The organism is Bradyrhizobium sp. Mp19 (genome assembly GCF_029952935.1).
GTDB classification, from domain to species: domain Bacteria; phylum Pseudomonadota; class Alphaproteobacteria; order Rhizobiales; family Xanthobacteraceae; genus Bradyrhizobium; species Bradyrhizobium elkanii.
Genome location: NZ_JASAUT010000009.1, coordinates 40001 through 66156, shown reverse-complemented (window position 1 = coordinate 66156; position 26156 = coordinate 40001). Strand labels below are relative to the sequence as shown.

The 26156-nt window shown below is 61.7% G+C and carries 26 protein-coding genes and 1 pseudogene; 8 read left to right on the top strand and 19 right to left on the bottom strand.

The window, feature by feature from the left end:
* Positions 1-30: 30 nt before the first annotated feature.
* From QJT82_RS13915 to QJT82_RS13900, 4 genes are read right to left on the bottom strand one after another with little or no spacing between them, the layout of a single operon-like run.
* The gene (locus QJT82_RS13915) at positions 31-1773 is read right to left on the bottom strand and encodes an ABC transporter ATP-binding protein (RefSeq protein ID WP_035631264.1); all 1743 of its coding nucleotides are present in this window, start codon (positions 1771-1773) and stop codon (positions 31-33) included.
* Positions 1770-2684, bottom strand: a complete 915-nt coding sequence (locus QJT82_RS13910; RefSeq protein ID WP_080686700.1) for an ABC transporter permease — start codon at positions 2682-2684, stop codon at positions 1770-1772. The genes QJT82_RS13915 and QJT82_RS13910 overlap by 4 nt, the downstream gene beginning before the upstream one ends.
* Positions 2681-3598, bottom strand: coding sequence for an ABC transporter permease (locus QJT82_RS13905; RefSeq protein WP_028340007.1), 918 nt, complete (start codon positions 3596-3598; stop codon positions 2681-2683). Before QJT82_RS13905 ends, QJT82_RS13910 begins: the two co-directional genes overlap by 4 nt.
* 9 nt (positions 3599-3607) lie before the next feature.
* On the bottom strand, positions 3608-5215 hold the full coding sequence (locus tag QJT82_RS13900; protein WP_051447807.1) for an ABC transporter substrate-binding protein: 1608 nt from the start codon (positions 5213-5215) through the stop codon (positions 3608-3610).
* 574 nt (positions 5216-5789) lie between these two features.
* On the opposite strand from QJT82_RS13900, the gene QJT82_RS13895 reads away from it, so the two are divergent.
* Positions 5790-6014 (top strand): hypothetical protein, encoded by a 225-nt coding sequence (locus tag QJT82_RS13895; protein WP_028340005.1) that lies wholly within the window; start codon positions 5790-5792, stop codon positions 6012-6014.
* Positions 6015-6864: 850 nt separating this feature from the next.
* On the opposite strand, the gene QJT82_RS13890 is transcribed toward QJT82_RS13895, so the two are convergent.
* From QJT82_RS13890 to QJT82_RS13825, 14 genes and pseudogenes are all read right to left on the bottom strand, one after another.
* Positions 6865-7461 carry a cytochrome b gene (locus QJT82_RS13890; RefSeq protein WP_028340004.1) on the bottom strand — a complete coding sequence of 199 codons (597 nt, stop codon included), beginning with the start codon at positions 7459-7461 and terminating at the stop codon, positions 6865-6867.
* Between the two features lie 25 nt (positions 7462-7486).
* Positions 7487-8665, bottom strand: coding sequence for an NnrS family protein (locus tag QJT82_RS13885; RefSeq protein ID WP_028340003.1), 1179 nt, complete (start codon positions 8663-8665; stop codon positions 7487-7489).
* 695 nt (positions 8666-9360) lie between these two features.
* Entirely contained in the window at positions 9361-9528 is a 168-nt protein-coding gene (ccoS, locus tag QJT82_RS13880; protein ID WP_028340002.1) for a cbb3-type cytochrome oxidase assembly protein CcoS, read from the bottom strand.
* Positions 9528-11714: a heavy metal translocating P-type ATPase gene (locus tag QJT82_RS13875; RefSeq protein ID WP_028340001.1), complete on the bottom strand. Its 2187-nt coding sequence runs from the start codon at positions 11712-11714 to the stop codon at positions 9528-9530. Before QJT82_RS13875 ends, ccoS begins: the two co-directional genes overlap by 1 nt.
* 11 nt (positions 11715-11725) lie before the next feature.
* Entirely contained in the window at positions 11726-12226 is a 501-nt protein-coding gene (locus QJT82_RS13870; RefSeq protein WP_028340000.1) for a FixH family protein, read from the bottom strand.
* A 15-nt stretch (positions 12227-12241) separates the two neighbouring features.
* Positions 12242-13699, bottom strand: coding sequence for a cytochrome c oxidase accessory protein CcoG (gene ccoG / locus QJT82_RS13865; protein ID WP_028339999.1), 1458 nt, complete (start codon positions 13697-13699; stop codon positions 12242-12244).
* 94 nt (positions 13700-13793) lie between these two features.
* Positions 13794-14671 (bottom strand): annotated as a pseudogene (gene ccoP, locus QJT82_RS13860) (cytochrome-c oxidase, cbb3-type subunit III).
* A 6-nt stretch (positions 14672-14677) separates the two neighbouring features.
* Entirely contained in the window at positions 14678-14842 is a 165-nt protein-coding gene (locus tag QJT82_RS13855) for a cbb3-type cytochrome c oxidase subunit 3 (protein WP_016845468.1), read from the bottom strand.
* A 10-nt stretch (positions 14843-14852) separates the two neighbouring features.
* Positions 14853-15587 carry a cytochrome-c oxidase, cbb3-type subunit II gene (ccoO, locus tag QJT82_RS13850; RefSeq protein ID WP_028339997.1) on the bottom strand — a complete coding sequence of 245 codons (735 nt, stop codon included), beginning with the start codon at positions 15585-15587 and terminating at the stop codon, positions 14853-14855.
* 8 nt (positions 15588-15595) lie between these two features.
* Positions 15596-17218, bottom strand: a complete 1623-nt coding sequence (ccoN, locus tag QJT82_RS13845) for a cytochrome-c oxidase, cbb3-type subunit I (protein ID WP_028339996.1) — start codon at positions 17216-17218, stop codon at positions 15596-15598.
* Positions 17219-17244: 26 nt separating this feature from the next.
* A complete protein-coding gene (locus tag QJT82_RS13840) occupies positions 17245-17742 on the bottom strand; it encodes a hypothetical protein (RefSeq protein ID WP_155258423.1) in 498 nt (165 codons plus the stop codon).
* Between the two features lie 112 nt (positions 17743-17854).
* A complete protein-coding gene (locus tag QJT82_RS13835) occupies positions 17855-18154 on the bottom strand; it encodes a hypothetical protein (RefSeq protein WP_244980974.1) in 300 nt (99 codons plus the stop codon).
* A 151-nt stretch (positions 18155-18305) separates the two neighbouring features.
* On the bottom strand, positions 18306-18515 hold the full coding sequence (locus QJT82_RS13830) for a hypothetical protein (protein ID WP_129964721.1): 210 nt from the start codon (positions 18513-18515) through the stop codon (positions 18306-18308).
* Positions 18512-19261, bottom strand: a complete 750-nt coding sequence (locus QJT82_RS13825) for a CBS domain-containing protein (RefSeq protein ID WP_028339993.1) — start codon at positions 19259-19261, stop codon at positions 18512-18514. The genes QJT82_RS13830 and QJT82_RS13825 overlap by 4 nt, the downstream gene beginning before the upstream one ends.
* A 151-nt stretch (positions 19262-19412) precedes the next feature.
* On the opposite strand from QJT82_RS13825, the gene QJT82_RS13820 reads away from it, so the two are divergent.
* From QJT82_RS13820 to fixJ, 5 genes are all read left to right on the top strand, one after another.
* The gene (locus tag QJT82_RS13820) at positions 19413-19559 is read left to right on the top strand and encodes a hypothetical protein (protein ID WP_155258422.1); all 147 of its coding nucleotides are present in this window, start codon (positions 19413-19415) and stop codon (positions 19557-19559) included.
* A 403-nt stretch (positions 19560-19962) separates the two neighbouring features.
* Positions 19963-20319, top strand: a complete 357-nt coding sequence (locus tag QJT82_RS13815) for a hypothetical protein (protein ID WP_028339991.1) — start codon at positions 19963-19965, stop codon at positions 20317-20319.
* A 1-nt stretch (position 20320) separates the two neighbouring features.
* Positions 20321-20548: a hypothetical protein gene (locus QJT82_RS13810; RefSeq protein WP_035631256.1), complete on the top strand. Its 228-nt coding sequence runs from the start codon at positions 20321-20323 to the stop codon at positions 20546-20548.
* 110 nt (positions 20549-20658) lie between these two features.
* Positions 20659-22089: a PAS domain S-box protein gene (locus tag QJT82_RS13805; RefSeq protein WP_028339990.1), complete on the top strand. Its 1431-nt coding sequence runs from the start codon at positions 20659-20661 to the stop codon at positions 22087-22089.
* Positions 22086-22694, top strand: a complete 609-nt coding sequence (gene fixJ, locus QJT82_RS13800) for a response regulator FixJ (RefSeq protein ID WP_028339989.1) — start codon at positions 22086-22088, stop codon at positions 22692-22694. The genes QJT82_RS13805 and fixJ overlap by 4 nt, the downstream gene beginning before the upstream one ends.
* A 2-nt stretch (positions 22695-22696) precedes the next feature.
* Here fixJ and QJT82_RS13795 read toward each other — a convergent pair whose 3' ends face one another.
* On the bottom strand, positions 22697-22942 hold the full coding sequence (locus QJT82_RS13795) for a hypothetical protein (protein WP_129964723.1): 246 nt from the start codon (positions 22940-22942) through the stop codon (positions 22697-22699).
* Positions 22943-23002: 60 nt separating this feature from the next.
* On the opposite strand from QJT82_RS13795, the gene QJT82_RS13790 reads away from it, so the two are divergent.
* Together QJT82_RS13790 and QJT82_RS13785 are read left to right on the top strand one after the other, a co-directional pair.
* Positions 23003-23260, top strand: a complete 258-nt coding sequence (locus QJT82_RS13790) for a hypothetical protein (protein ID WP_018268778.1) — start codon at positions 23003-23005, stop codon at positions 23258-23260.
* A gap of 479 nt (positions 23261-23739) precedes the next feature.
* Positions 23740-26151: a phosphoketolase family protein gene (locus QJT82_RS13785; protein WP_035631294.1), complete on the top strand. Its 2412-nt coding sequence runs from the start codon at positions 23740-23742 to the stop codon at positions 26149-26151.
* Positions 26152-26156 lie beyond the last annotated feature (5 nt).

The following is a 26156-nucleotide window of genomic DNA, read 5'->3' as shown; positions in this document are numbered from 1 at the left end:
ATCGTCCTCCCGGCGCGCCTTCCGCGCACCTCACCCAAGGCTTGGGGCAATCGGGCCCTGCGCCTGCAACCTCGTTGTCAATCCGCGCTGGATGTCCGGAACGGACGCCAGCAGGGATTGGGTATATGCCTGCTGCGGATGTCGGAGGACCGCCTCGACGCTCCCCTGCTCCACCATGCGGCCGTTGTGAAATACGAGCACCCGGTCGGCCAGATGCTCGATCACGCCGAGATCATGCGAGATGAAGATCAGCGCCGTGCCAAGTCTCGACTGCAATTCCGCCAGCAAATCCAGCACCTGGGCCTGGATGCAGATATCGAGCGCTGACACCGGTTCATCGCAGACGATCAAGGCGGGCTCCGCCGCCAGTGCCCTCGCAATGGAAACCCGCTGACGCTGTCCGCCCGACAACGACCTCGGCCGGCGGTCGAGATACGCTGCACCCAAGCCAACGAGCTCCAGCAGGGACACGATGCGTTCACGGCGCGCGTTGCGTCCCGGCCCGTCCACGAGATTCTCGCCGATGATGTCCTGGACGCGATACCTGGGATCGAAGCTGCTGAGCGCATCCTGCGGAATATACTGAAGCTTGCGGCGAAGCGGCCGCCGCCCCGCTTCGGAAACGGCCGACCAGGGCCCGCCGAGCAACCGCACCTCGCCCTCGTCGGGCGGCAGCAAGCCGAGGATGACCTTGGCGCAGGTCGATTTGCCCGAGCCGGACTCGCCCACGATGCCCACGACTTCGCCGGCCCTGACATCGAAGCTGATGTCCTGCAACACCACTGTCCGGCCCCGTCCGCTTGCCTTCGGCGAAGTAAAGCTCTTTGAGATTTTCTCGACCTCGAGAACCACATCCCCGACGGCGCGGCGCGACGGCAATGGCTCTCGCACGATATTGACGGCGCCTCCGTCTCCCGCGCCCGTCGCTGCGAGCTCAAATCGAGCGGAGGCAAGCCGTGCGCCTCGCGAGCGGAGCGATGGAACAGCAGCGATCAGCTGCCGCGTATAGGCGTGCCGCGGCCGGGCAAGGACCTCGCGTGTCGGCCCGCTGTCGACGATCCTGCCATCGCGCATCACGACGACCCGGTCGGCGATACCGGCGACGACAGCGAGGTCATGGCTGATCAGCAACAGCCCTGCGCCCTCGCGGATCCTCTCGGCCAGGACCTGCAATACCTGCGCCTGCACGGTGACATCGAGCGACGTAGTCGGCTCGTCCGCGATGATCAGATCGGGATCGGCGGCGATCGCCGAAGCAATCAGCGCGCGCTGGCGCAGTCCACCCGACAGCTGGTGCGCATACTGGAAAACGCGATCGGCCGGGTTGGGGATGCCGACCTTGCGCAACGTGTCCAGCGTCCGCTCCCGGATCGCCCCCGGATCGGTAAGAATTCCGTGGCTCGAGATCACCTCGGCGACCTCCTGGCCGATGGTGCGCAGCGGATCGAGCGACACCAGCGCATCCTGCATGACGAGACCCGTCACCGTGCCGCGCAGCTTCCGCCAGTCGGCTTCGCTGAAGCCGCGGACATCGCGTCCCTTGATCTCGAAGCGCTGCGCGCGCGCGATAGCGCCCTCTCCGGCGAGGTTCAGCAGGCTGCGCGCGGTCACGCTCTTGCCAGATCCGGACTCACCGACCAGCGCAACGCATTCGCCGGGGCGGATCGTCAGATCCACGTCGACCACGATCGATCTGCCGCCGCTCGCCCCGGCAAAGCCCACGCTCAGCCTCTGCACGTCGACCAACGGAGCGTTCGGTTGGCTGCCGCTCATGCCACGCGCCCCTCGAACGTCTTCTGCAGGAAATTGCCGACGATGCTGAAGGCGATCACCGTCGCGGTGATCGCAAGCCCCGGAAATACCCCCGGCCACCACGCGACACGCAGGACATCCCGGCTCTCCGCCAGCATGACGCCCCACTCCGGGGTCGGCGGTTGCGGACCGAGGCCGAGAAAGCTCAGGCCCGACACGATCAGGATGGTGCTGCCGACATAGACGGTCGCGATGATCGGGATCGCGACGAGCACATTGGGCAGGACGTGCCGGACGAAGACCTGCCACCGGCTCAAACCGTAGATGGCGGCCTGTGTCACGTAATCGGCGTCGCGCACCAATTGGGTCTGCGCCCGAACCACGCGACCGAATTTCGGAATGCCTGCGATGCCGACCGCGATCGCGATGTTGAGCATGCCCTGCCCGAGAAAGGTGACGATCAGCATGGCGAGCAGCACGCCGGGAAAGGATGACAGCATGTCGAAGAGACGCGACACTGCTTCATCAAGGATCCGATTGCGCTGACCGGCGATGATGCCGAGAACGACGCCGAAACCGAGCCCGACGGCGACGCCGCCAAAGCCAATGAGAAGCGAGTAGCGCGTGCCATAGACCGTCCGCGCGAAGACGTCGCGGCCGAGGCGATCTGTTCCAAACAGATGGGCCCAGCCCGGCGGCTTCAACCCCTCGGTGAAATCGCCGACGAGCGGGTCGAAATGTGTGAACAGCGACGGCACTGCCGCCGCGATGATCAGAAGCGCCACAAATGCCAGCGCCACAACGAAGCCAAGCGGCGGTCGGCGGCGAATGCCGACCACGGGAGTTGCAGGCAGCGTCTCGAAGCCGACCACATCTTCCGGCCGCTCCAGGGCGACGGCCTGCTCGAATGAACGGTGCGACGGTGCGGTCATTGAGCTCTCAATCTCGGATCGATCAGCACATAGAGAATGTCCAGCAGCGTCGAGGCAGCGACGTGCATGAAAGCAGCCAGCAGCACAACGGTCAGCACCACCGGCACGTCATGGGTGAGCACGGCGCCAAGCGTCACGGTGCCGAGTCCAGGCCGACCGAATACCTTCTCGGTAATCACCGCACCGCCGAGCAAGCCGCCGATCAGCCAGCCGCCGAGGGTCACTGCCGGCAGCAAGGCATGGCGGAGCACGTGCCGCCATCGAATCATGAATTCACCGACACCCCGTGACCGCACCGTCGTCACGAACGGCTGATCGAGGGTCTTCTCCATGGCCTCGCGCAGGACCTGCGTCAGGAGGCCCGCGGTCGGCAGCGCCAGGGTGATCGACGGCAGGACGAGCGACTTCCAGCCATCTGCGCCTGATACTGGAAACCAACGCAGATTGAAGGAGAACGCCATCAGGAGCAGGATGCCGAGCCAGAACACCGGCGTCGACGCGAACACGAGCTCGACGAACGAAGCAACCTCGCGCGAGAGACGGCCTCGCCCTGCCGTAAGGAGCGCGATGGCCCCGGCAATCACGATCGCAAGCACACCCGCGGTCAGGGCAAGCTCGACCGTCGGCAGCAACTGCGATCCGACGACTTCGATGACGGGCTGACGCAGCACGTATGACGTGCCGAAATCGCCGCGAAAGATGCGAAACAGGAAATCAAGATATTGTTCCGGCAGGCTGCGATTCAGTCCCCATTCGGCGGCGATCGCCTCACGCAAGCCGGGATATTCGAGGTCACCGGCAAGGATGTCCTGAATGCTGCCCGGCAGCGCGTGCAACGCGACGAACGTCACGGTCACGCTCGCCCAGGCGACCACCAGGCTGGTGAACAGCCTGGAGATGATACGGGACCACATCCGGCTGCCCTACTTCTTTGCGATCCAGAAGTCGTAGGCGCTGGACGGCGAGTCGAGGCCCGCCTCGAAGCTCAGGCCATTGACGTTGCTCTTGGCCGCCAGGAACCAGCTTGGCGCAAACAGCGGCACGATGAAGGCCTGATCGACACCGCGCTTCTGCACCGCGTCTGTCAGCTCCCGCTTGCGCACCGAATCGGTCGATTGCAGCGCCTCATCGATCTGGCCAGTGATCTCCGGATCCGGATTGGGAATGTTAGCGTACAGGAAGCCCTTCGAGCCCAGCATATCCCACAGTTCGCGCGCTGGGTCCGATGGATTGTCGGTGTTCGGGTAGATCGTCCAGGTGCCGTTGGCATTGTTCTTGGCGTATTCGCCGGCGGTGATGAGCCGCAAATTCAGATCCAGACCAACATTCTTGCGCAGAGCAGCTTGAACACCTTGGATCAGGATATCGCGATTGTCCCGCACATAAGGTTGAGGATAGCCGACCTCGATCGACAACCGCTTGCCGTCTTTGGTTCGAAAGCCCTCGGAGTCGCGACCGGTCCAGCCGGCTTCATCAAGCAGCTTGTTAGCCCCCGCAATGTCATTACCCCAGGATCCAACGAGCGCCTTGTTGTACGCAGGATTGGCAGGCCCGATGATCGACCAGGCGCGAGGCACCGTTCCCAGATAGACTTGCTTGACGATCGGCTCGAGATCGAAGCCGTCACGCAACGCGCGACGCACGCGAACATCATCGGCCGGCGGACGCGTATAGTTGATGTTGAACGTGAAGGACGTGCTTGCGCCGGACGGCCCCGTTAGCAGCTTGAACCCCGGCTGCTCGGCGAACAGCGGAGCGTCGGTCGGCTGCACGCCTTCGATCAAGTCGACCTGACCGGACGTCAGGGCGCCGGTGCGCACGGCATATTCGGGCAGAAAGCGGAAGGTCACACGATCCAGATAGGCCGGGCCGCTATGCGCGGCATTGCCTGGTGCCCATTTGTACGCAGGATTGCGAGCGAAGACCGCAGACTGACCACGCGTGTAACCTTCGAAGATAAACGGGCCGGTGCCGGCGAGCGCCCGCCCGCCACCGCAGAGATCACCCTTCTCGAGCGACTTCGGCGAGATCAGACCCAGCTTCACATTCGACGTCGATTCCAGGAAGCTCGAGTCCGGCTTCGACAGCACGAGCTTTACGACATGTGGCGAGACCACTTCCGCGTGATCGAAGTTCGTCAGCAGGGAGACGGCCGTCACCGCGTTCTCGGGCTTGTGGATGAAGTCGAAATTTGCCTTGACCGCAGCAGCGTCGAACTTCTCGCCGTCATGGAAGACGACATCCTCGCGCAGCTTGTAGGTATATTCCTTGCCGTCCGCAGAGATCGACCACTCCGTCGCGAGCCAGGATGCAAACGTCCCATCCGTCTTCTTGGCGATCAGGGAGTCAATATAGTTGCGCGCGACGAAGAAGGCCGCCTGCTGTGATGAGCGATGCGGATCGAAACAGGATGGCTCGGTGGTAACGCCCCATGTGAGCGCACCGCCGGACACCGGCTGATCCGCCGCATTTGCAACGCTTGTCGACAGCAGCGCGATTGCAATTCCGCTCGCCAGCATATTGTTCTTCATTGATATCACCTGCACTTATTTCTTGCTGACGCCTGCGCAATTGACGCATCGAACATCCTCCAATCGGGTGAGCGGAGAACGGTTTGCGCGTTAGCTATTTTCTGCAGACATCGTTTCTGTTGCAGTGCGATCTAATTCGCTGCTGCGCGCGAACGCAACACGCAAACATCCGACGCGCAGCCCGGCAGCGAAGTTTGAAAAATAATTCGCGGGCCTTCACTGATGATGGATAAAATCAATTCGACACGAGATGAAGTCGACAATTCAATGCTGCGCGGTGGACAATTGCCGATCAGGCCGGCACTTCACACGAAGAGTTTGGGCCACGCGAGCGCAGCTTATGAGTACGATCTGATAGCCGATGACGTCATCGCGTTCTCAACATGTTGCGTATCGCCAAGAGCGACGCCGTAAGCTGGAGCGACGGTGCCATTCTCGGGCTCGATATCGCCTCCGCCACTCCGGCCGTGTCGGAAGTTTTCGCGTTCGCCGCCAATACGGTCACATCGGAGACACGGGAGGGCTTGGAGAAAGCATCGGTGTTCGCGCGCTTCATCGAGCAGACCCGCGTCGAGTGCGCCAAACCGCGACACCGAAGAATGAAGACGCCCTCGTCGCGCAGATCACCAGGATGTGGGAGACCGGACCGAACTGGACTGATGATCAACTGCGCTCGATCAGGGCGAAAGTCCTGGTGGTGAATGGCGATCATGATGAGGCGATCAAGCGCGCGGTGCTGCCTGCGCAGCTCGCGCCGCGACGTATCCGCCGCAACACATCATGTGTGGTTGCAGGGTGATTTGAACTTACGAGCTAAGTCATTGGGGCCGCTTGGATCAATCAAGAACGCAAAAAACAACCCCAGCAAGCCATTCGGATTGCTGGGGTTTTTTACCAATTTGGTTGCGGGGAGGCGCAACACCCGATTATTGCGATTGATTGAACAGGAGCTTCCTAAGCTTGCTGCATAACTGATTCGGACCGCGCCGCTGATTAAGAGTCCTATTGCAATCCCAATCATTTCAATGACTTGGCCTCTAAAGAGCGGATAGAGAAGGAAGATCAATCACTTACGAACGGATTTCGAAATGAAAGCGATCAACTTCACCGCTAGTACTTTCACGCTCACCACCTCACGTCTTCTCACTATCAGCACCGGCGAGGAGGCGACATCAATCATTGCGTAGTCGAAATCTGAACCAATCGGGGGGACTTTCATGCGATACCAGCTTACCGCGATTTCTTCCCGGCAGCCTTCAAGGCTCTATTACCCCAGGATTGGGCGGAGGTCGCTTCTGCCCTAACCTAACCGATCACAAAGATTCGCTATTTAGCGACGCCGCCGAAGAGACCTTCGCTGCCTTAAGAGCGCCTATTCTACGACTGGAGCAAGAAGCTGAAGCGGAACGGCACCAAGTCAAGCCTTTGATCCGTCTTGCAACCGGGCAGGCACGGCTACTTCGCCTATTGACGGTAAGAACGATCAAGAAGGTTGAACACGTCGAAACTTCAGTTTCGATTTGAGCGCGCCCTGAGTGCAGCCGGCACTACTACCGCCAAGTCGTGCAGTACACCTTGTTCCTTGCGGGGAACGATTGCCCGGCCGCTCCGACGGCCCGAAAGGCCTTCGAGTCCGTCTCCCCCTGAAATCAATGCGCGTTTGGACTACGAAAGTGCAGCAGCATCCGCCTCAACGTATTGTCTCCAAAAACCCAATGATGCAGCAGTGCCGCCATCATGTGAAACAGCGCCAGGATAACGAGCAGGTTGCCGAGAACTTCGTGAACTTCCTTTAGTTTCCGTGCGAGCGCTCGGTCGGCACTCCACGGTGACGGGATTTCCAAGAAGCCAAACAGCGAGAGCGAATGTCCTCGCGCGAAGAGAAATGCGATCCCAACAAGCGGTACAGCCACCAACAAGACGTAAAGGAGGTAGTGCATGATCCGCGCTGCCGGATCCGTCCATTCGATCAGCCATTTGCCGAATTCGGTAGGACTGGACTTCGGTGGCGGATTTGCAACGCGCCACGGTATCCGCACCGCGACGAGCAACAGTACGATAAGACCGGTCCAAACATGCGCTATCAGTCCGGTCTCCCGCCTTGATCCCTCGGACAATTCCTCTCCGAACGTTCCCAAGGCCCATGCGAGTGCGACGAAGAGAACGCTCAGCCAGTGCAGTGTCTTTGCAACTGGACCGTAGTCCCTTCCAACCGCATTCTTCATCACTGCCTCCTCCGCGCCCATAGTGAGCTTTTTACAGCCGGTGGACTCAGAACCTGCGTGCGCGACACAGGGCCGGAGCATAGATCAGCGCGAATCCGAGAAATGCACTCGTCCATTCGACACCAGCGACCATTAATAGCGGGATTGAGTAGGTCGGATCGACAGCCGCGCATATCCGCGCCAGCGCTGCGATGCTGACCGAGGCGTAAACGGCTTGAGTAGCCATGGATGCCGAGAGCTCCTGCCCCGTATGACCGAGCGACGCTCGTGTCATCACCGCGATCGTCATTGAGCCGATCGCACCACCGGTCCAGGCATGGATACCCGCGCTGGGGGCGACGAGGTCTAGCGACGATAGCGCCGTCAGGAAAAACCCGACAGGCACGAACGCGTAGGCAACATGGAGGATCAGGACCAGCCGGTCCGATATCGTTCGATGGCCGGCCCAGCGAGCAAGGCGGATGACGTGGAGCACTCCAGCAACTCCCAGGGCGCCTGCGACCGCGCGACCGGAAGGAACCACAGCCCATGCACCCATCGCGCTCGCACCGATAGCGACCGCCGCCGCGTCGAAGCGGCCGAAGGGAACAGGCAGCCGGCCCGGCTTCTGGCGCGAGAGCCAGTTGCGTGTAAAGCTCGGAACGATCCTCCCTCCGATCACACAAATCAGCGTAACGACAAGACCAACACCCGCCCGCGCTGAATAGTCCGCAATGCCATTGAAATGTGCTTCGATATGGAAAGCGATGTTGGTGGCCGCAAGCAGCGATACGATGCCGACCAGTTTCAGATTGCCCCACTTTCGTCCAGCGATGATCTCGCGGGCGGCTGCGGCGGCGAGCAACAGCCAGAACGTAGCGTCGATCGCAAGCGCGAATTGCCAGCCGATGATGCCTGAGAATGTCGCGGCCAGTCTTCCGGCAAGCCAGATGGCGAACAGAGCGCCGAGCGGACCGCCCTGGATCGGGAGGCGCCCTGTCCAGTTCGGAACGGCGGTCAGGAGGAAACCTGCTATCACCGCACCCACGTAACCGAACAGCATCTCATGCACGTGCCAGTCCCGTGGCGCCAACGCGGTTGGAAGGCTGACATCCCCATAGAAAACCGCCATCCACAATGGAACGATTGCGCCGGCGTAGATGGCGCCGAACAGAAAGAACGGCCGAAAGCCGTAGGAGAACAGTGCTGGGCCTCGATAACCCGTTAACCTCTGCATCGTCGCCATGGACGTCTTCCTTGTTCAGCGGATGTCAGCGAGATCTGGCACGATACTGCGCGATGAGAGTTAATCGCGTCGCCGCGGGTCTTGAGTTGATCTCCGTCAACCCGGCCGGTAACGCTCCGTGGCGTTTGCTCCGGATTTCCTTTGCCGTGGGCACCTCAAGAATATGCAGTTCTCCCGCTTGGTGGATTGTGCTGCGTCAACGGCCCCCTCGCCGTCCGCACCGCAGACTTTGAGCCACGTCAATCGCGTGACCTGCTACACGTGCGACAAAGCGGAACATCGACCGGAGGCTTGCGTGCGCCACACATTCACATCACGGTTTCGCCGGCTCACCCTTTTGGGATGGCACGACATCGCGTCGGCGCCATTCGGTTGCGTGATCGAGCTTGCAATGATTGATGGCGAACGTCAGCCGCTCGGCGTCCCCTGCATCCGCCACACCGAGGGGTGGCTGGACGCCGCCACGATGCAGCCTGTTATCGTGTCGGCGACACACTGGCGCCATTGGCAGCCTGACGTGCTTCCGACGTGCTGCTGCTGACGATGGCGCGGTTTGGCGTCATCAACCGGCTGGTCTCAGTCCTGCTCCTGTGGTCGCGGACACCGCGATTGCGGCAGACAGACTGGACACTGGTGCTTGCGCTCGCCTGCACGGCGCTCACGATCGCATCGGCGGCTTCATTGCTGTACTTTCATTACTTGGACCGGCCTTGACCACTGACGGGCTCATCGTCGGTGATGGCACGCCAGGCTGCGCCATCGAGGTCGTCATACTGTCCACTCTTGAGTGACCAGAGAAAGCCGAGCAGCCCGGCAAAGCCAAGCGCGAGCGCTAACGGGACCAGAATGACCAGAACTTCCATCAGGCCGCTTCCCTCGTTCGTGCTCGCAGTGCATTGAACATCACGATCACTGAAGAGCCTGACATGGCCGCGGCGGCGATCAGCGGCGTGACTAGGCCGGCGATCGCGATCGGTACCGCCAGCACGTTGTAGACGACAGCAAGCCAGAGATTTTGCCGCATCAGCCGCAGCGCCTGGCGCGACACCTTGACCGCTGCCAGCACCGGCGCAAGACGCTCGCCAAGAAAGACCGCATCGGCGATCGCTTGACTCATGTGCGTGGCCGTAACGGGCGACATCGAAGCGTGTGCCGCAGCAAGAGCCGGCGCATCGTTCAGGCCATCGCCGACCATCAGAACTTTGCAGCCCTGGCGCGCCAGCTCGTCGATCCGGTCGATCTTGTCGACCGGAGACACCTCGGCGCGCCATTCATGCACGCCGAGCACTTCGGCCGTCAGCCGGACCGCAGGTTCGCGATCCCCGGACACGATCTCGACGGCGATGCCCATGCGCGCCAGCCCTGCCACCACCTCGGCCGCGTCCGGCCGTAGCCTCTGCCGGACTGCGAAGGCATATTTGCTCTCGCCGTGGCTGAATGCGACGACGGAAGCCTCCGGATCGCGGCACAGAATCTCGTTGGCCAAGTTGTCCGCGCCACAGAATGACGGGCGGCCCAGTCGGATCGGACGCCCCTCATGAAAGCCGTGCACGCCCTGGCCTGGTTCTTCCTGGATGTCGGGCAACGGTGAGGCGACGCCCGCCCTGCGCGCAACGGCGGCAGCGACCGGATGACGGCTCGAGAGTGCCAGCCGGCCTGCAATCTTCAAGACATCGTCTGGAATGTCCGCGAGATTGGCGACATCAAGCTCGGGCAGCGTCAACGTCCCTGTCTTGTCGAAGATCACCCGATCGATCTCAGCGATACGCTCGATCGCATCGCCAGCGTTGAGCAGCACACCTGAACTGAACAGCGCACCGGATGCAACGGTCTGCACGGCCGGAACGGCAAGCCCCAGCGCGCAGGGACAGGTGATGATCAGGACCGCAATCGCGGTCACGATCGAATCGTGAAAACTCGCGCCATAGGCCAACCAGCCGAGCATCGCGAGAAATGCGGTCGCGTGGACAATGGGGGCATAGAGCCGCGATGCCCGCTCCGCCAGGCGAAGGTAGCGCGAGCGCGCCTGCAGCGCGTGATCGAGCAGCCGGGATATTTCGTCGAGCAACGTGCCGCCCGAAGCCGCGGACGCGCGGATGCGCAATGTGCCTGAACGGACCAGAGTGCCGGCGAACACCGCGGTGCCGGGCGTGGCTATCGCCGGTAAGGTTTCGCCCGTGATCAGGCTCTGATCGACCTCCGAGCGGCCCTCGATCACATTGCCATCGACCGCGCAGCGCTCTCCGGGCCGCAGCAGAACGATGTCGCCGGGGCGGATCGCGGCTGCCGGGACTGTTTTGATCTCGGTCGGACCGACGAACTTCGTCGCCGTCTCCGCCTTGAGGGCAGCCAGGTTGCCGGCAAAGGCGCGAGTGCGCCGCCGCATGTTCTGGTCGAGATAACGACCGGCAAGCAGAAACGCGATCAGCATGATCGCGGCATCGAAATAGGCATGTTCGGCGTGGTTTACGGTCTCGATCACCGAGGTCGCCAGCGCGAGCACGATGCCGATGCTGATCGGCACGTCCATGTTGACGCCGCGCGCCCGCAGCGCTGACAACGCCGACGAGAAGAAGGGCTGCGCCGAGTAAGCGGCCGCCGGCAGCACGATCAGCGCCGACAGCCAGTGGAAGAAGTCGCGCTGCTCCGGCAGCATGTCGGAGACGTTGCCGAACCATACCGGGACCGACAGCATCATGACGTTCATCGCCGCAAAGGCGGCGACACCCAATCGGCGCAACAGGGCTTGCGCACGCCGGGCTTCCTGGATTTCGGCATCATTCCGCTCGAAGGGATAGGCCTTGTAGCCGAGCTCCGCGAGACGGCTTACGAACAGCGCCGGGTCAAGAGCACCCGCCTTCCATTCCAGTGCAAGGCGACTGTTCGTCAGGTTCACGCGGGCCGAGGTGACGTCCGGTATGGTTGACAAATTGCGCTCGATCTTGGCCATGCAGCCCGCGCAATTGATGCCTTCGACTGCGAGATCGAGATGGATGAGCCCGACGCCCGTGGTCTTCAGATAGTGAGAGAAGTCGATATCCGCCTGCATAGGATCCACCTTCAGTTCAGCAGGATTCGATTCTTCGACAGGAACATGCGGCCGCCGTCAGCGTCGCCCTCTATGACGAGGTCCCACTGCCCCGCGGCGACGCCCTCGGCGCGGCCGCTATAGCTCCCACCCTCGGCCTCGGTGATCTCGATCGCCCGGTCTGCGCGATGATCGATCGGCCGCTCGAGCCGAGCGAGGAAACTCAGTCCCGTCAGCGGCGCTCCGGCGTGGTCACGCGCCTCCAGCGCGATTGCAGCGCTGCCGTCAAGCCGCCGGTCGATATGCGCCCGGACCCGCCAGTCGCGCTCGTTCTGCTGTCTGGCCGCGTCGATCTCGCGCTGATAGGCGAGGCTGGCGCTGTATGCGCTGTCGACCTCGGTGCCCGGAAGAGTCGTAATGGCAAGGCGCATCATGACCATGTTCACGCCGATGACGACGGCAAAGAACGCGACCGTCGTGACCAGGACGAAACGTCCGGTGATAGGTCGCGCGGCTTGACTTGAGACTGCCATGATGAAATTCCGTGCTTAGGGAAGGACGAAGTGGTCGGTCGCGGAGGCGACCTCTCCGAGACCGATATCAGTGACGCGGAATGTGACCGGCACCGACTTTTCCGCTTTTTCATCGAAGGGCGTCGTCACCAGCACGCGCAGTTCGGTGGTGGTGTCACGCGCAAGAACGATCATCGGCCGATCTGGCGTCACGGAGTCCGAACCGATGACGTGTAGCTTCGCTTCGGCGGGTCCATCGACATCGATCGCGATCACACGATCAAAACCGCGCTTGTTGAGGAAGCGCAGTGTGTATCCATTGCGGATCGCGCCGTCGCTGAGACGCACCGCGATCGGATTGCGGTCGTGCAGCACGTTGACGTCGAGCAGGGTTCGCGACATCAACGCGTAAAGCATCACGGCGCAGACTACGGTGATCAGGCTGGCGTAGACGACGGTACGGGCGCGAACGGGCTTGAAAATCTCCTGCTTGCCGGCGACGCGCCGCTGAACGTTGATATCGTTATCGTATCCGATCAAACCGGCCTTGCGGCTGACCTTGGTCATGACGGCGTCACAGGCATCGATGCACAGGCCGCACTGGATGCAGCCAAGCTGCGCACCATCGCGAATGTCGATCCCGGTCGGGCATACGGCAACGCACTGGTTGCAATCGATGCAATCGCCGGCCTTCTCGCCGAGCGAGCGAATGTCGAACGCCTTCTTGACCGAGCAACGCGGCTCACCGCGATCGTATTTGTATGTGACGTTGAGTGCCCATTCGTCGGTCAGTGCGGCTTGAATCCGCGGCCACGGGCACATGTAGACGCAGACCTGCTCGCGCATATAGCCGGCCAGCAAATAGGTCGACGCGGTCAGCATCGCGATCCAGACATAGGCGACCGCCGGCGCCCGAAGAGTCGCAAGATCGCGCACCAAGGTCGGCGCATCGGCGAAGTAGAGCACCCAGGCGCCACCGGTCCACCAGGCGATCATCAGCCAGATTGCGTGCTTCAATGCACGGCGACCGGCGCGCTTTGCGGTCATTGGGCCAGCGTCGGCCTTGATCTGGGCGCGGCGGTCACCTTCGACCAGCCGCTCGACCGCATAGAAAAGATCCGTCCAGACCGTCTGCGGGCAGAGATAGCCGCACCAGATCCGGCCACCCAGTGCGTTCATCAGAAACAAGGCGAGAGCTGCGAGCACCAAAAGACCGGTGAAATAGTAGATTTCCTGCGGCCACAGCTCGATGAAGAAGAAATAGAAGCGTCGGTTTGGGAAGTCGATCAGGACCGCCTGGTCGGGCGCGCCGAGACCCCGATGCCAGCGTACGAAGGGCAGCAGATAGTAGACGCCGAGGCAGACGGCCATCAGCCGCCACTTGATCGAGCGGAACCGGCCGGATACGCTCTGCGGGTACACCTTCTTGCGAGGCGCGTAGAGCGGCCCGTCTTCGTCGGTCATGAGTTCAGCAGGCGGCACGGGCTTGTTCATGGGTTGCTCGAATGAGGCTGGTTGAAACCTACATCCCTGCACCAGGTCCGGGTTTGACCTCGGTCAATGATCCCGGACGGCCTCGCGGCGGCAGCTATTTGCCGCCGCCTAATGAGTGCACATAGACCGCCAGCGCCTTGACGGTGACCGGATCCAGACGGCCGACCCAGGCCGGCATCACGCCGGCGCGGCCGTTGGTGATCGTCTCGACCAGCGCCCCCTCGAAGTCGGAGGCCAAGCGGTCTTAGGAAGACAAATATGTCTGGCAACTCCTTGGCTCACAGAACGACATGGCTACGATCCGACTTAGCTGGTGCAGTTTTCGGTGAATAGCTTCTTGCCGGCGGCGGCATCGAACTTCGGCGCGGTGGAAAGGCCGGAAAGCGAGCGCACATAGTTGGCGACGGTCACGATCTCGTCCTTCTTGAGGACGCCGTCGCGGCCGAATGCGAGCATCTGGCCTTCATGGGTCTTTGCGTGTCCGGAGCGCGCGCCGAACTGGATCGTCTGCATGATCTGGTCAAGCGAGCCGCCCCACAGCCAGTCGTCGTCGTTCAGGTTCGGATAGCCCTTTGCACCCGCGCCGCCGCTGCCGTGGCAGGGCGCGCAATTGTCGGCGAACACGGTCTTGCCGCGGGCGCGCGCCAGCGCCAGCAGAGCAGGATCCTTCTCGATGTCGGCCAGCGACGCATTGCCGAGCACCGCCATCTTCTCGCCACGCAGCTTCTCGAGATCGGCCAGGTCGGTCGCGACACTGGCGCGGGTGGAATACTGGAACAGACCGGTGGTGTAGCCCGAGACCAGCGGCCAGGCCGGATAGACGACCCAGTAACCGATCGCCCAGACGATCGTTGCATAGAAAGTCAGGACCCACCACCGCGGCAGCGGCGTGTTCAGTTCCTTGATGCCGTCCCACTCATGACCGGTCGTGCTGCGGCCGGAAACGCGGTCGATCTCATTATGCTCGCTCATGATCGGTCAGTCCTCCCGCAGCGGCATCCGGGCTGCGGCGTCGAAGAGAGATTTGTTGCGGGGCCACAGTGCGTAGGCGACGATGGCGATGAAGATTCCAACGAAGATCGGCGTCCAGAGCGTGCCGACCAGGCTTGATGCGAAATTCTCGACGTGAATGATCGCTTTCATGCTCGTGCCCTCAGCGCAGATTGGCTTTTTCGTTGTAGAGCTTGAAGTCGACGAGCGTGCCGAGCATCTGAAGATAGGCGATCAGGGCGTCGAGCTCGGTCGGATTGCCGGCCTTGCCGTCGAAGTTGCGGACCAGGGCCTTCGGATAGCGCTTCTGAAACGGATCGGAGCCGGGGCTGTCGGGATCGACCTGCGCTTTGAGATCGGCGACCGCGTTGGCGATCTGCTCGTCGGTATAGGGTACGCCGACCGCGCGATTCGTCCGCAGATGAGCCGCGACGTCGGACGGATCGAGTTCCGTCTTCGCGAGCGACGGGTACCCGGGCATCACCGACTGCGGAACGATCGAACGCGGATTGATCAGGTGAGTGACGTGCCAATCGTCGGAGTACTTGCCGCCGACCCGCGCAAGATCCGGTCCGGTGCGCTTGGAGCCCCACTGGAATGGATGGTCGTACATGCTCTCGGCCGCGAGCGAATAGTGGCCATAGCGTTCGACCTCGTCGCGCAGCGGTCGAATCATCTGCGAATGGCAGAGATAGCAGCCCTCGCGGACATAGATGTTGCGCCCGGCGAGCTCGAGCGGCGTATAGGGCCGCACGCCGTCGACCGCCTCGATCGTGCTCTTCAGATAGAACAGCGGCGTGATCTCGACCAGCCCGCCGATCGCAATGACGACGAGAATGCCGGCGATCAGGATGATCGAGTTCTTCTCAAAGATCTTGTGTCGATTCCAGAAGGACATTGCGTGACCTATTCGGCAGGCTGGAGAGCGCCGGCGCCCTCGGTTTCGCTGGCTTGGCCGGCATTGACCGTCATCCAGAGATTGAAGGCCATGATCAGGGCGCCGACCAGGAACAGCGCGCCGCCCGCTGCGCGGATGATGTAGAAGGGATGCATGGCCTCGACAGATTCGATGAAGGAGTATTCGAGGAAACCGAGCGAGGTGTAGGCACGCCACATCAGACCCTGCAGGATTCCCGACACCCACATCGCGGAAATGTAGAGCACGATGCCGATGGTTGAGATCCAGAAGTGCCAGTTGACCAGCTTCAGGCTGTAGAGCTGGCGATTCCACAGCCAGGGGATCAGGCAGTAGAGCGCGCCGAAGGAGACGAATCCGACCCAGCCCAATGCGCCGGAATGCACATGGCCGATGGTCCAGTCGGTATAGTGGCTCAACGAGTTGACCACCTTGATCGACATCATCGGGCCTTCGAAGGTCGACATGCCGTAGAAGGCGACCGACACCACCATCATGCGCAGCACGGGATCGGTGCGCAGCTTGTCCCACGCTCCCGACAGCGTCATCAGGCCGTTGATCATGCCGCCCCAGGACGGCATCCAGAGCATGATCGAGAACGTCATGCCGAGCGTCTGCGCCCAGTCCGGCAGCGCCGTGTAGTGCAGATGATGCGGGCCGGCCCAAATGTAGAGGAAGATCAGCGCCCAGAAATGGATGATCGAAAGCCGGTATGAATAGACCGGACGCTCCGCCCGCTTCGGAATGAAGTAGTACATGATTGCCAGGAAGCCGGCGGTCAGGAAGAACCCGACCGCGTTGTGGCCGTACCACCACTGGAACATCGCATCCTGCACACCGCCCCAGGCGATGTAGGACTTCGAGCCGAGGAAGGAAACCGGCAGCGCGGGATTGTTGCCGAGATGCAGCACCGCGATCGTGATGATGAACGCCAGGTAAAACCAGTTGGCGACGAAGATATGCGGCTCCTTGCGCTTTACCAGCGTCATCAGGAACACGAGCAGATACGTCACCCAGACGATCGTCAGCCAGAAGTCGGCGTACCATTCCGGCTCGGCGTATTCCTTCGACTGGGTCACGCCGAGCAGGTAGCCGGTGCCGGCGATCAGGATGAAGAAGTTGTAGCCGACCACGACGAACCAGGGCGACAGGTCGCCTGCAAGGCGAGTGCGGCAGGTCTTTTGCACGACATAAAACGACGTTGCGATCAGGACGTTGCCGCCGAACGCGAAGATCACGGCCGACGTATGCAGCGGCCGCAGGCGGCCGAATGTCGTCCAGGGCAGATCGAAATTAAGCGCCGGCCAGGCCAGCTGCATGGCGATGATCAGACCCACAGTGAAACCCGCGATGCCCCAGAACATCGCCATGGCGGACGCGAACTTGATCGGGCCAAGGTTGTAATTGGGGCGCCCGCCGATCTCCGCCGGTGGCAATTCTGCAGGACGGTCAAGGTAGCGATTGCCGATCATGACCACGGAGATCAGGCTGGCGGCACAAGCAAGCGACGCGTGAAAACTGAACGCCGCATCGTGCCCCATCGCCGCGCCCAGAAAGCTAACGAAGGCAAAAACCGCAAGTGAAGACGTCAAGCCGGCTTCGCCCATCGTCATCGACTTTGAAACGGAAGATGGACTTGTCATGTGGAAGCTTTCTTTGGATGCGGTGGCGTCATGGAGACTACAATCTCGCCGCCAGCTACTTGATCGGCATCAATTCCTGCGCCATGCCGAGCGCCGCTGGCGCCGCGGCTCAGCGCCGTCAGGGTCAGTTCATTCGGACAGTATCGTGCCGGACTGGCCCGCCTTTCCCGCGCGAGATCCGCGGCGCAGCGAGCCTTCTCACGGCATAGACCGCACACTCGCTGCAGATCACGCAACACATCGCAATGGGACGACGCGAGCGTCTGCTCGGACAACCCTGCATGATCGAGACGCTTGCTGAGCAACTCCGGCGAACCTTGCTCGCGGGCAAGCGCACGAAGGTCCGACGTCGGCAGATTCAGCTCGTGCGCGACCTCGTCGATCTCCCTGGCGGTCAACAGATCGAATTCGTGTCGACGCACAAGAAACGCTCGCAAGCGCGCGAGAAGATTCTTGAATTGCGGCGAGCTATTGCCAGCTGATCGGTCGGTCATTTCTCACCCCCTTTTGGCTCTCCATCTCTAGCCGAAGGACCCGATTGTCGATTTGATACCGATCAAGCACGCGATAGCGCGCCAATCGACCGCGACGGCCGCCCAAGGGGCGCTAGCCGCCCCAGGCCGACGGCAAAGCCGGCGGCGTTCGAAGCTCCATGGAATCGGCAAAGATCGTCCAGTCGCGGACGCCCTTCTGTCTGCAGAAGTCGGCCTCGGCCAGCTGTGCAGCCGCGGAAAGCGAGACAGCGTCAACCCTGAACGCTGCCTGGCAGGCGCGATGTTCGTGGCCGGTATCGTCGCAAACCGTTTTGATGAAACGAACGTCAAATGATGTCATGGCACCCTCGCTTGGGCTGATTCCTTGCTCATGCTGCCATTGGCGCGAGACGCCCGTATTGATCTGCCGCAACGGAATGCTCTGAGGCGCGGCTGTCCTATTGTAGAGGATATCGAAGGCGAGCAGAGCCTTGAACGTCCTCGACCGCCAGGAACTCGAGCGACGAGCCTTTCGCGACGTCTGGCTCTCATCATCGGGCACTGAGACCAGGCCGGACGAGGTGCTATCTGTGGTGAGATGTCCAGTCCGCGGATGACGGCCGGACTGCCGGTATTGACGTCGTCTTGCCATTGACGGTCCATCCTGCGGCAGTGACCGCGAAGCCCACGATTACAAAGATCGTCATCAATGTTGCGGCGAAGCCCACGACATCGGCGCTTACCACCGCAGTCGCGATCAGCGGGATCAGAGCGATTGCGGGGCGAACGATCATCCTGCCGTCTCCTTTGCTGCTTTCGCTGCAGCTGCTCGTTCGTCTTCCGCGGATTGGATATAGAAGCCGGAATAGGTGTCGATGTAGCACAGATGATCGTGCACTTCCTTGACGCCGGCGACATTCTCCGCGGCGACAATCGCAGCCTGCCTCGCCCGCTCGTCCGTGATGACCCCACGGAGGTGCACCTCGCCGTTGCGCACCGAGACCTGCAGCCCGAGCGGACACCAATTTGCACCGTCGAGGACTCGCACGATGCGATCGTGGATGTGCTTGTCATCCGCCGTAGGATCCGGGATCTGGTGCGCAATAGACGCGACTGCCCGCAGCAGATCGGCACGTGTCACGAGGCCAACGAGGCGCCCCTCGCGCATCACCGGCAGCCGTTTGACCCCCATCCTCTCCATGAGATCGACAAGATCAGGCAGGGGCGCTTCTTCCGTCACGGTAACGGGATCACACGACATGATCTCTCCGACCTTCCGCCCGCGCTCGTGGACAAAGTCCGCAGCTGCATAGCCGGGGCCGAGAAGGAACTGAAGCCAGCGGCCACGCCGACGTTGCGTGCCGATCTCGCTTCGCCGCAAAAAGTCGCTCTCCGACAGGATTCCGACCAATCTTCCAGCCGAATCGACCACCGGTAGGCCGCTGACATGATGATCCAGCATCAACTTGGCGGCCTCGATAATTAAGGTCTCGGTTCCAACAATAATGAGATGTCTCGCCATAATCTGGTGTGCGCGCATTGCCGCTCTCCTTTCAATGCCCGCAGCAAGCTCGCACATGATCGGCCCGTTCATCTTGATCCTTCTCAATGCCCGCGCTTGTCGGGAATCAAGGCGCCACGACCGATGATCAAAGATCGAAGGTATTGGCAGTTAGTCAGGAGAACAAATCATGCTGCAGAATCTGCTCGCCTCGCTCGGAGCGCTCGCGATCGTTGTCGTGGCCTTCGTCCGGATGATCTTGCAGGCAAAGCGGCCTTCGCTCAGCCAGCCGGCCGGATCCAGCCTTGCTCGGCACCATCGCCGTCGCCCGTTCTAGGCCGCCGGCGCCGCCTCGACCGTGCACCGGATTTTTGACGTGCATCAATGCGGCGCGGCGCGCCCCGCCAGACGATGCCGCTCCGTCAGGATTGTGCAAATGGCAGACAGAACGGCTTTACGCCCCATTATCTTCTCGTGTCCGACTACCGGTGATCGCGTCCAAGGCCTGCTTCCCGATGACCCGTCCGGACCTCTGACTGACGATCTGCATTCGATCTCCTGCGCCGCTTGTGATGGCATCCACTTCATCAACCTGCGAACCGGCGCAGTCGTCGATCCCAAGCGCGGCTAACTCGATCACCAGAACCGTGCGATCCGGAAGGCTATCGAGTTGACGCACATCAACACGCAAGTGCCGGACGTGTGGAAAGAAAAGCCTTCCTCAACGAAGGAGGTTGAACATGACAGACCACAGCGAAGCCCGGCCCGTCTCCGACGCCATCCAGAGCTATGCGAAGCGCGCGATGGCCGTCCAGTCGGAATTCTCGGAGAAACTGGTCGAGGCAAACCGGCACTGGTTCGAGCAGATGCAAATCGAAGCGAACGAGGCCTGGGAACTCTTCCGCAGGTTCAATTCTACCGCCTCGGTCGCCGAGAAGATCACAGCGCTGCAGGACTGGGCCAAGGGCGTTACCGCGCGTGGCGCGAACGACGCGACGTACGCGATCGAGACCGCGCGTTCGCTGGGCACGATCGAGCTGAACCTGTTTGCTAGAAAGACCGGCAGTGTCGACGAGGCTACTCAGAAGGCCGCCTGACATGCCGGCACCCGACGCTCCAGAGCGCCCAAGGGCCGGCGTCAGCGAGACATGGAAGGGGGTCGCGACAGCCCCCTTCGATCGAGACCTTGAGCTCGCCGTCATCGAAGGTAACGCTATTCACAAGCTCGTCTTCCCCTGCCGCCGCATCCTGGGCGGCTGGATGAAGGCGGGGACCGTCGAACGCATCCTGGTGCAGCCGACGCATTGGCGCGCTTGGGGCAAATGAGCAGATTCCTGGTCAAGGTCGCCGAAGACGTGCCCATCAGAGCGACGGTTGGCTTCAGGTACCTGAACGTTGTACTGTCGAAGCGGATTTGAGGGCTTTGCCGGGGGAATATGTCCGACCGCATCTGGTACCGCTATGGCACTGCCGCGGCAGCGGCCGCGCTCGTATTCGCGGTGCGCGCGGGGCTCGATAACTATCTCGAAGACCGGACCTTCACGATCATCTTTGTCCCCGCCGTGCTGTTTGCCGCGTTCGCCGGCGGCCGCGGTCCGGCGATCCTCACCACCCTGCTCTGCCTCGTCATCAGCGCCAAATTCCTCGGCAGGAGCCTGGTCACTGAGCCTGCGAATCTGATCGATATCGCCTGTTTTGCTGTCCTCGGTCCGATCCTTGGCTTTATGGGTGACCGGCTACTGAAGGAGAGCGATCAGGCGCGAAATCGCCAGGCCCATCTGCAGTCGATCCTAGACACGGTCCCTGACGCGATGATTGTCATCGACGACCACGGCATTATTCGCTCCTTCAGCGCTGCAGCCGAGCGCCTGTTTGGCTGGAAAGCGGACCAGGTCGTCGGAACGAACGTTTCGAGTCTGATGCCACAGCCGTATCGCGGCGAGCACGACCGGTATCTCGAGCGATACCTTACGACCGGCGAACGGCGCATCATCGGCATCGGCCGCATCGTGGTCGGAGAACGGAGTGACGGCTCGACGTTTCCGATGGAGCTCGCCGTCGGCGAGGCTAAGGTACGCGGAGAACGCTTCTTCACCGGCTTTATCCGCGATCTCACCGAGCGTCGGGCGCAGGAAAGGCGGCTTCAGGAGCTGCAGTCCGAGCTGGTTCATGTGTCGCGATTGACCGCTATGGGTGAGATGGCGTCCTCAATCGCGCATGAGATCAACCAGCCGCTGTCAGCCATCACGAACTACATGCGCGGTGCGAAGGCGCTGCTGCCGTCGGAAATACCGGATGCTACCCGCATTCGGGATGCGCTCGAGCGGGCCGCGCAGCAAGCCCTACGGGCCGGCGACATCATCAAGCGTCTGCGCGAATTTGTCGCGAAGGGCGAGACCCAGCAGTCCCTGGAGAGCCCGGCCACCCTGCTCGAAGAGGCTGTCGCATTAGCGCTGCTCGGCGCCAAGGAGCAGGGCGTCCGGGTGGCGATCCGCAGCGACCGGGACATGCCCCCGATCATCGTTGACAAAATCCAGATTCAGCAGGTCGTGCTCAACCTGGTTCGCAACGCGATCGAGGCGATGGCCTCGGGCCCGCGCCGCGAATTGACCGTCGGCGTCGCCAACACTAACGGTGTTGCGACGTTCACTATCGCCGATACCGGCCCGGGCATTAGCCCCGATATCGCCGACCGTTTATTTCAGCCCTTTATCACGACCAAGGAGCATGGCATGGGTGTCGGCCTCTCGATCTGCCGGACCATCATCGAATCCCATGGCGGACGCATCGATGTGACGCCAAACGCTGGTGGCGGCACGGTTTTTCAGTTCATCCTCCCGTTCGCGGAGGACGGAGAAGAAGCATGACAACGCGGCGTACAATTCTCGTGATCGACGATGATCCAGCTATGCGAGACTCACTGGCCTTCCTTCTTGACGTCAACGGCTTTGCCGTAACCTCTTATGAGACGGCAACCGATTTTCTCGATCATCTCGCCGGCAGAACAGTCGACTGCATTGTATCTGATATCCGTATGCCGGGCATGAGCGGCCTCGAATTGGTCCGCAAACTCAAGGCCGACGCAGTCGCATGTCCCGTCATTCTGATGACTGGCCATGGAGACGTCGCACTCGCGGTCGAGGCGATGAAGGCAGGCGCGGTTGACTTCATCGAAAAACCGTTCGAGGACGAGGCGCTCTTGCGTGCAATCGGCGAAGCGTTGCAAATGCAGTCGGCGGCCCCCGCCGACGGTACGGTCAAGCGCGAGGCCGAGGCTCGCCTGGTGGATCTCTCGCCGCGCGAACGTGACGTTCTGCGGGGGCTCGTGGCGGGCAAGATCAACAAAGTGATCGCCCACGATCTTGGCATCAGCCCACGCACGGTCGAGGTCTACCGTGCCAACCTGATGGCCAAGACCAATGTGCGCAGCATGTCGGAATTGATGCGGATCGCCATCGCTGCCGGGCTCTAGCCTCAAGCTGCGAGCAACAGTTGGCGGACGGAATGGCGAATGTCCGCTCCTGACGCCACCTGTTCCTGTTCGCAGTTCGCGCGACGCGGTGCCGGAAAGTGCACGAGGTTTCCCATTGCCCTGGCCAGCCCATATTCGAGAGGAGGAAGCTCAATGGCAAGCAAGCTCCCTTTCGACCCCACCAACAGCAACAAAATGCGCCATTCCGCCTTGATCCGGATCAAGCGAAATGGGCCGAGGGAGATCAAGATAGCCCCTCCGAACCATCATTTTCTGGGTGAAGTCGACCGAACGAGAAAGGGCCATCGATGGACGAGATCGCGCACTTCATTGCCCTGCCGTACGATCGGACCGATGGCGAACTCGTTCCAGGCCAGCAGGCCAAGTGCGCCAGCCCCGCCGCGGCGATTGAGCACGCCAAGCATTTATGGAAGACGTTCGGCCACGCGGGTGCCGCGGCAGTCGTCCGTACCGGCCATCCGGGGACGAAAATGACCGTGCTGAGGACATATGGCATGGTGCCAAGCGACCTGGAGCAGGAACGGTCTCGTCCTGACTCCTGGTAAAGACTAATCTACGATTTATTGCGCTAGCTCAAATCGTCGCCCGGCATCGCATGCTTGAATGCAGCTGTTAGGACGAGTGACCTATTCTCCCTGGGGTTGTCTCGATATTCAATGCCCGGCTTTGCCGGGCATCTTTTTGTCTCGCCGCATGATGCTGAGAAATTGGCAGAACCCCGGCAGGCGCGCGGCGTTACTGCGGGTCAGCGTGAGGCCTCCAGAGATGGCCCTGAGATAACCGCCGCCGGAACTCGTGGGAGCGCGAGCAAACCTTGCCTCGAAGGAGCCGGTTCCGCTTTCGAACGATTGAACCTTCCGTTCCTTGGACGCCAGGATTGGATGGACGTTCGCAGCAACGTTGCGGTTTCGACTCGAATTGGCGTGCATCTTTGAGCTGGCTCAAGCCATTCCCGTCACATTCGCCCTCTAACGTGGAACCGATAGCGGCGTCCGAGGTCATCTTTGAATCCCGGGAGAACGACATGCAATCTGCGACCACTCCAAACGAGCAAGCGCGGGCGGACGATCTTGTGCTGCTCGACCGCTATTGGCGAGCCGCCAATTATCTCTCCGTTGGACAGATCTACCTGCTCGCGAATCCGCTTCTGAGAGAGCCGCTGAAGCCGGAGCACATCAAGCCGCGCCTGCTTGGACATTGGGGCACCACGCCCGGGCTCAACTTCATCTATGCTCACCTCAATCGTGCAATCCGCACTTCCCACCTCAACGTCATCTATATCTGCGGTCCCGGCCATGGCGGCCCCGGCATGGTCGCGAACACCTATCTCGAAGGAACCTACACGGAGCTCTATCCGGAGGTGACGCGCGATTTGGACGGCTTGCGCAAGCTGTTCCGTCAATTCTCCTTCCCCGGCGGCATTCCAAGCCACGCCGCGCCGGAAACACCCGGCTCGATCCACGAAGGCGGTGAACTCGGCTATGCGTTGGTTCACGCATATGGCGCAGTGTTCGACAACCCCGATTTGATCGCCGTTTGCGTCGTCGGCGACGGCGAGGCAGAGACCGGCCCGCTCGCGGCCTCCTGGCATTCCAACAAGTTCTTGAACCCGAAGCATGACGGCGCAGTGCTGCCAATCCTGCACCTCAATGGCTACAAGATTGCCAATCCCACCGTGCTGGGGCGGATGGATGACGAGGACGTCCGTAGCCTCTTCACTGGCTACGGCTACGAGCCGCTGTTCGTCGAAGGCGACGATCCGCATGCGATGCATCGCTCGATGGCCAGCACGCTCGACACTGCGCTCGGCAGCATCCGCGCAATCCAGCAAGCCGCGCGGCAGCAGCCCGGCGACCTTAAGCGGCCGCGATGGCCGATGATCGTGCTGCGCAGCCCGAAGGGCTGGACCGGACCGAAGGAGGTCGATGGGTTGAAGGTCGAAGGATTCTGGCGTGCACATCAGGTGCCGATCGCCAACCCGCGCGGCAACCCCGAGCATCTGAAGCTGCTCGAGCATTGGATGAGGAGCTACGAGCCTGAAAGCCTGTTCGATGCAAACGGGCGGCTGGTAGCTGAATTGCAAGCCCTTGCGCCCGCAGGCGCCCGTCGGATGGGTGCCAACCCGCACGCCAATGGCGGCCTCCTGAAGCGGGAGCTGAAGCTGCCGGATTTCCGTGCGTATGCGGTCGAGGTCACCGCTCCGGGCGAGGTCGTCGCCGAAGCCACGCGGGAACTCGGCAAGTTCTTGCGCGAGGTCGTGGAGTTGAATGCGGAAGCCCGCAATTTCCGCATCATGGGTCCGGACGAAACCGCGTCGAACCGGCTCGACGCGGTATTCGAGGCCACCGACCGGGTCTGGATGGAAGGCATCGAGCCTTACGACGTCCACCTCGCCCATGACGGCCGCGTGATGGAAGTCCTGAGCGAGCATCTCTGCCAGGGCTGGCTCGAAGGCTATCTGCTCACGGGCCGGCACGGCTTCTTCTCCTGCTATGAAGCCTTCATCCACATCGTGGATTCAATGTTCAACCAGCACGCCAAATGGCTGAATGTCTCGCGCGCGCTGCCTTGGCGACGACCGATCGCGTCGCTGAACTATCTCCTCACCTCGCATGTCTGGCGTCAGGACCACAACGGATTCAGTCATCAGGATCCCGGCTTCGTCGATCTCGTCACCAACAAGAAGGCCGACATTGTCCGCGTCTACCTTCCGCCCGATGCCAACACCCTGCTCTGGGTCGGCGATCACTGCTTGCGCACCTATGACCGCATCAATGTGATCGTGGCGGGCAAGCAACCTGCCCCGCAATGGCTTTCGATGCGTGCGGCAATCACCCATTGCGAAGCCGGCATCGGGATATGGGATTGGGCCGGCACCGAGCCCCCCAATGCTGAGCCCGACGTGGTGATGGCCTGCGCCGGCGACGTTCCGACGCTGGAGACGCTCGCCGCCGTCGACCTGCTCCGCAAGGCGCTGCCGGAACTAAAGATCCGCGTCGTCAACGTGGTTGACTTGATGACGCTGCAGCCGATGGAGCAGCATCCGCACGGCCTGTCCGACCGCGACTTCGACAGCCTGTTCACCCGCGACAAGCCTGTCGTCTTCGCCTATCACGGCTATCCCTATCTGATCCATCGCTTGACCTACCGCCGCACCAATCACGACGGAATGCACGTGCGGGGCTTCGCGGAGGAAGGCACCACCACGACCCCGTTCGACATGGTGGTGTTGAACGGCCTCGACCGCTTCCATCTCGCCATCGAGGCAATCGAGCGCGTGCCGGGGCTCGACATCGCGGCAGCCCACGTCAAGCGGCGATTCCGTGACGCCCTGACCGAGCACACCCGCTACGTGCGCGAGCATGGCGAGGACATGCCGCAGATCCGTGACTGGGTCTGGCCCTACGGTACGACAGACCACAAATCCGTTGACTGAGGCAG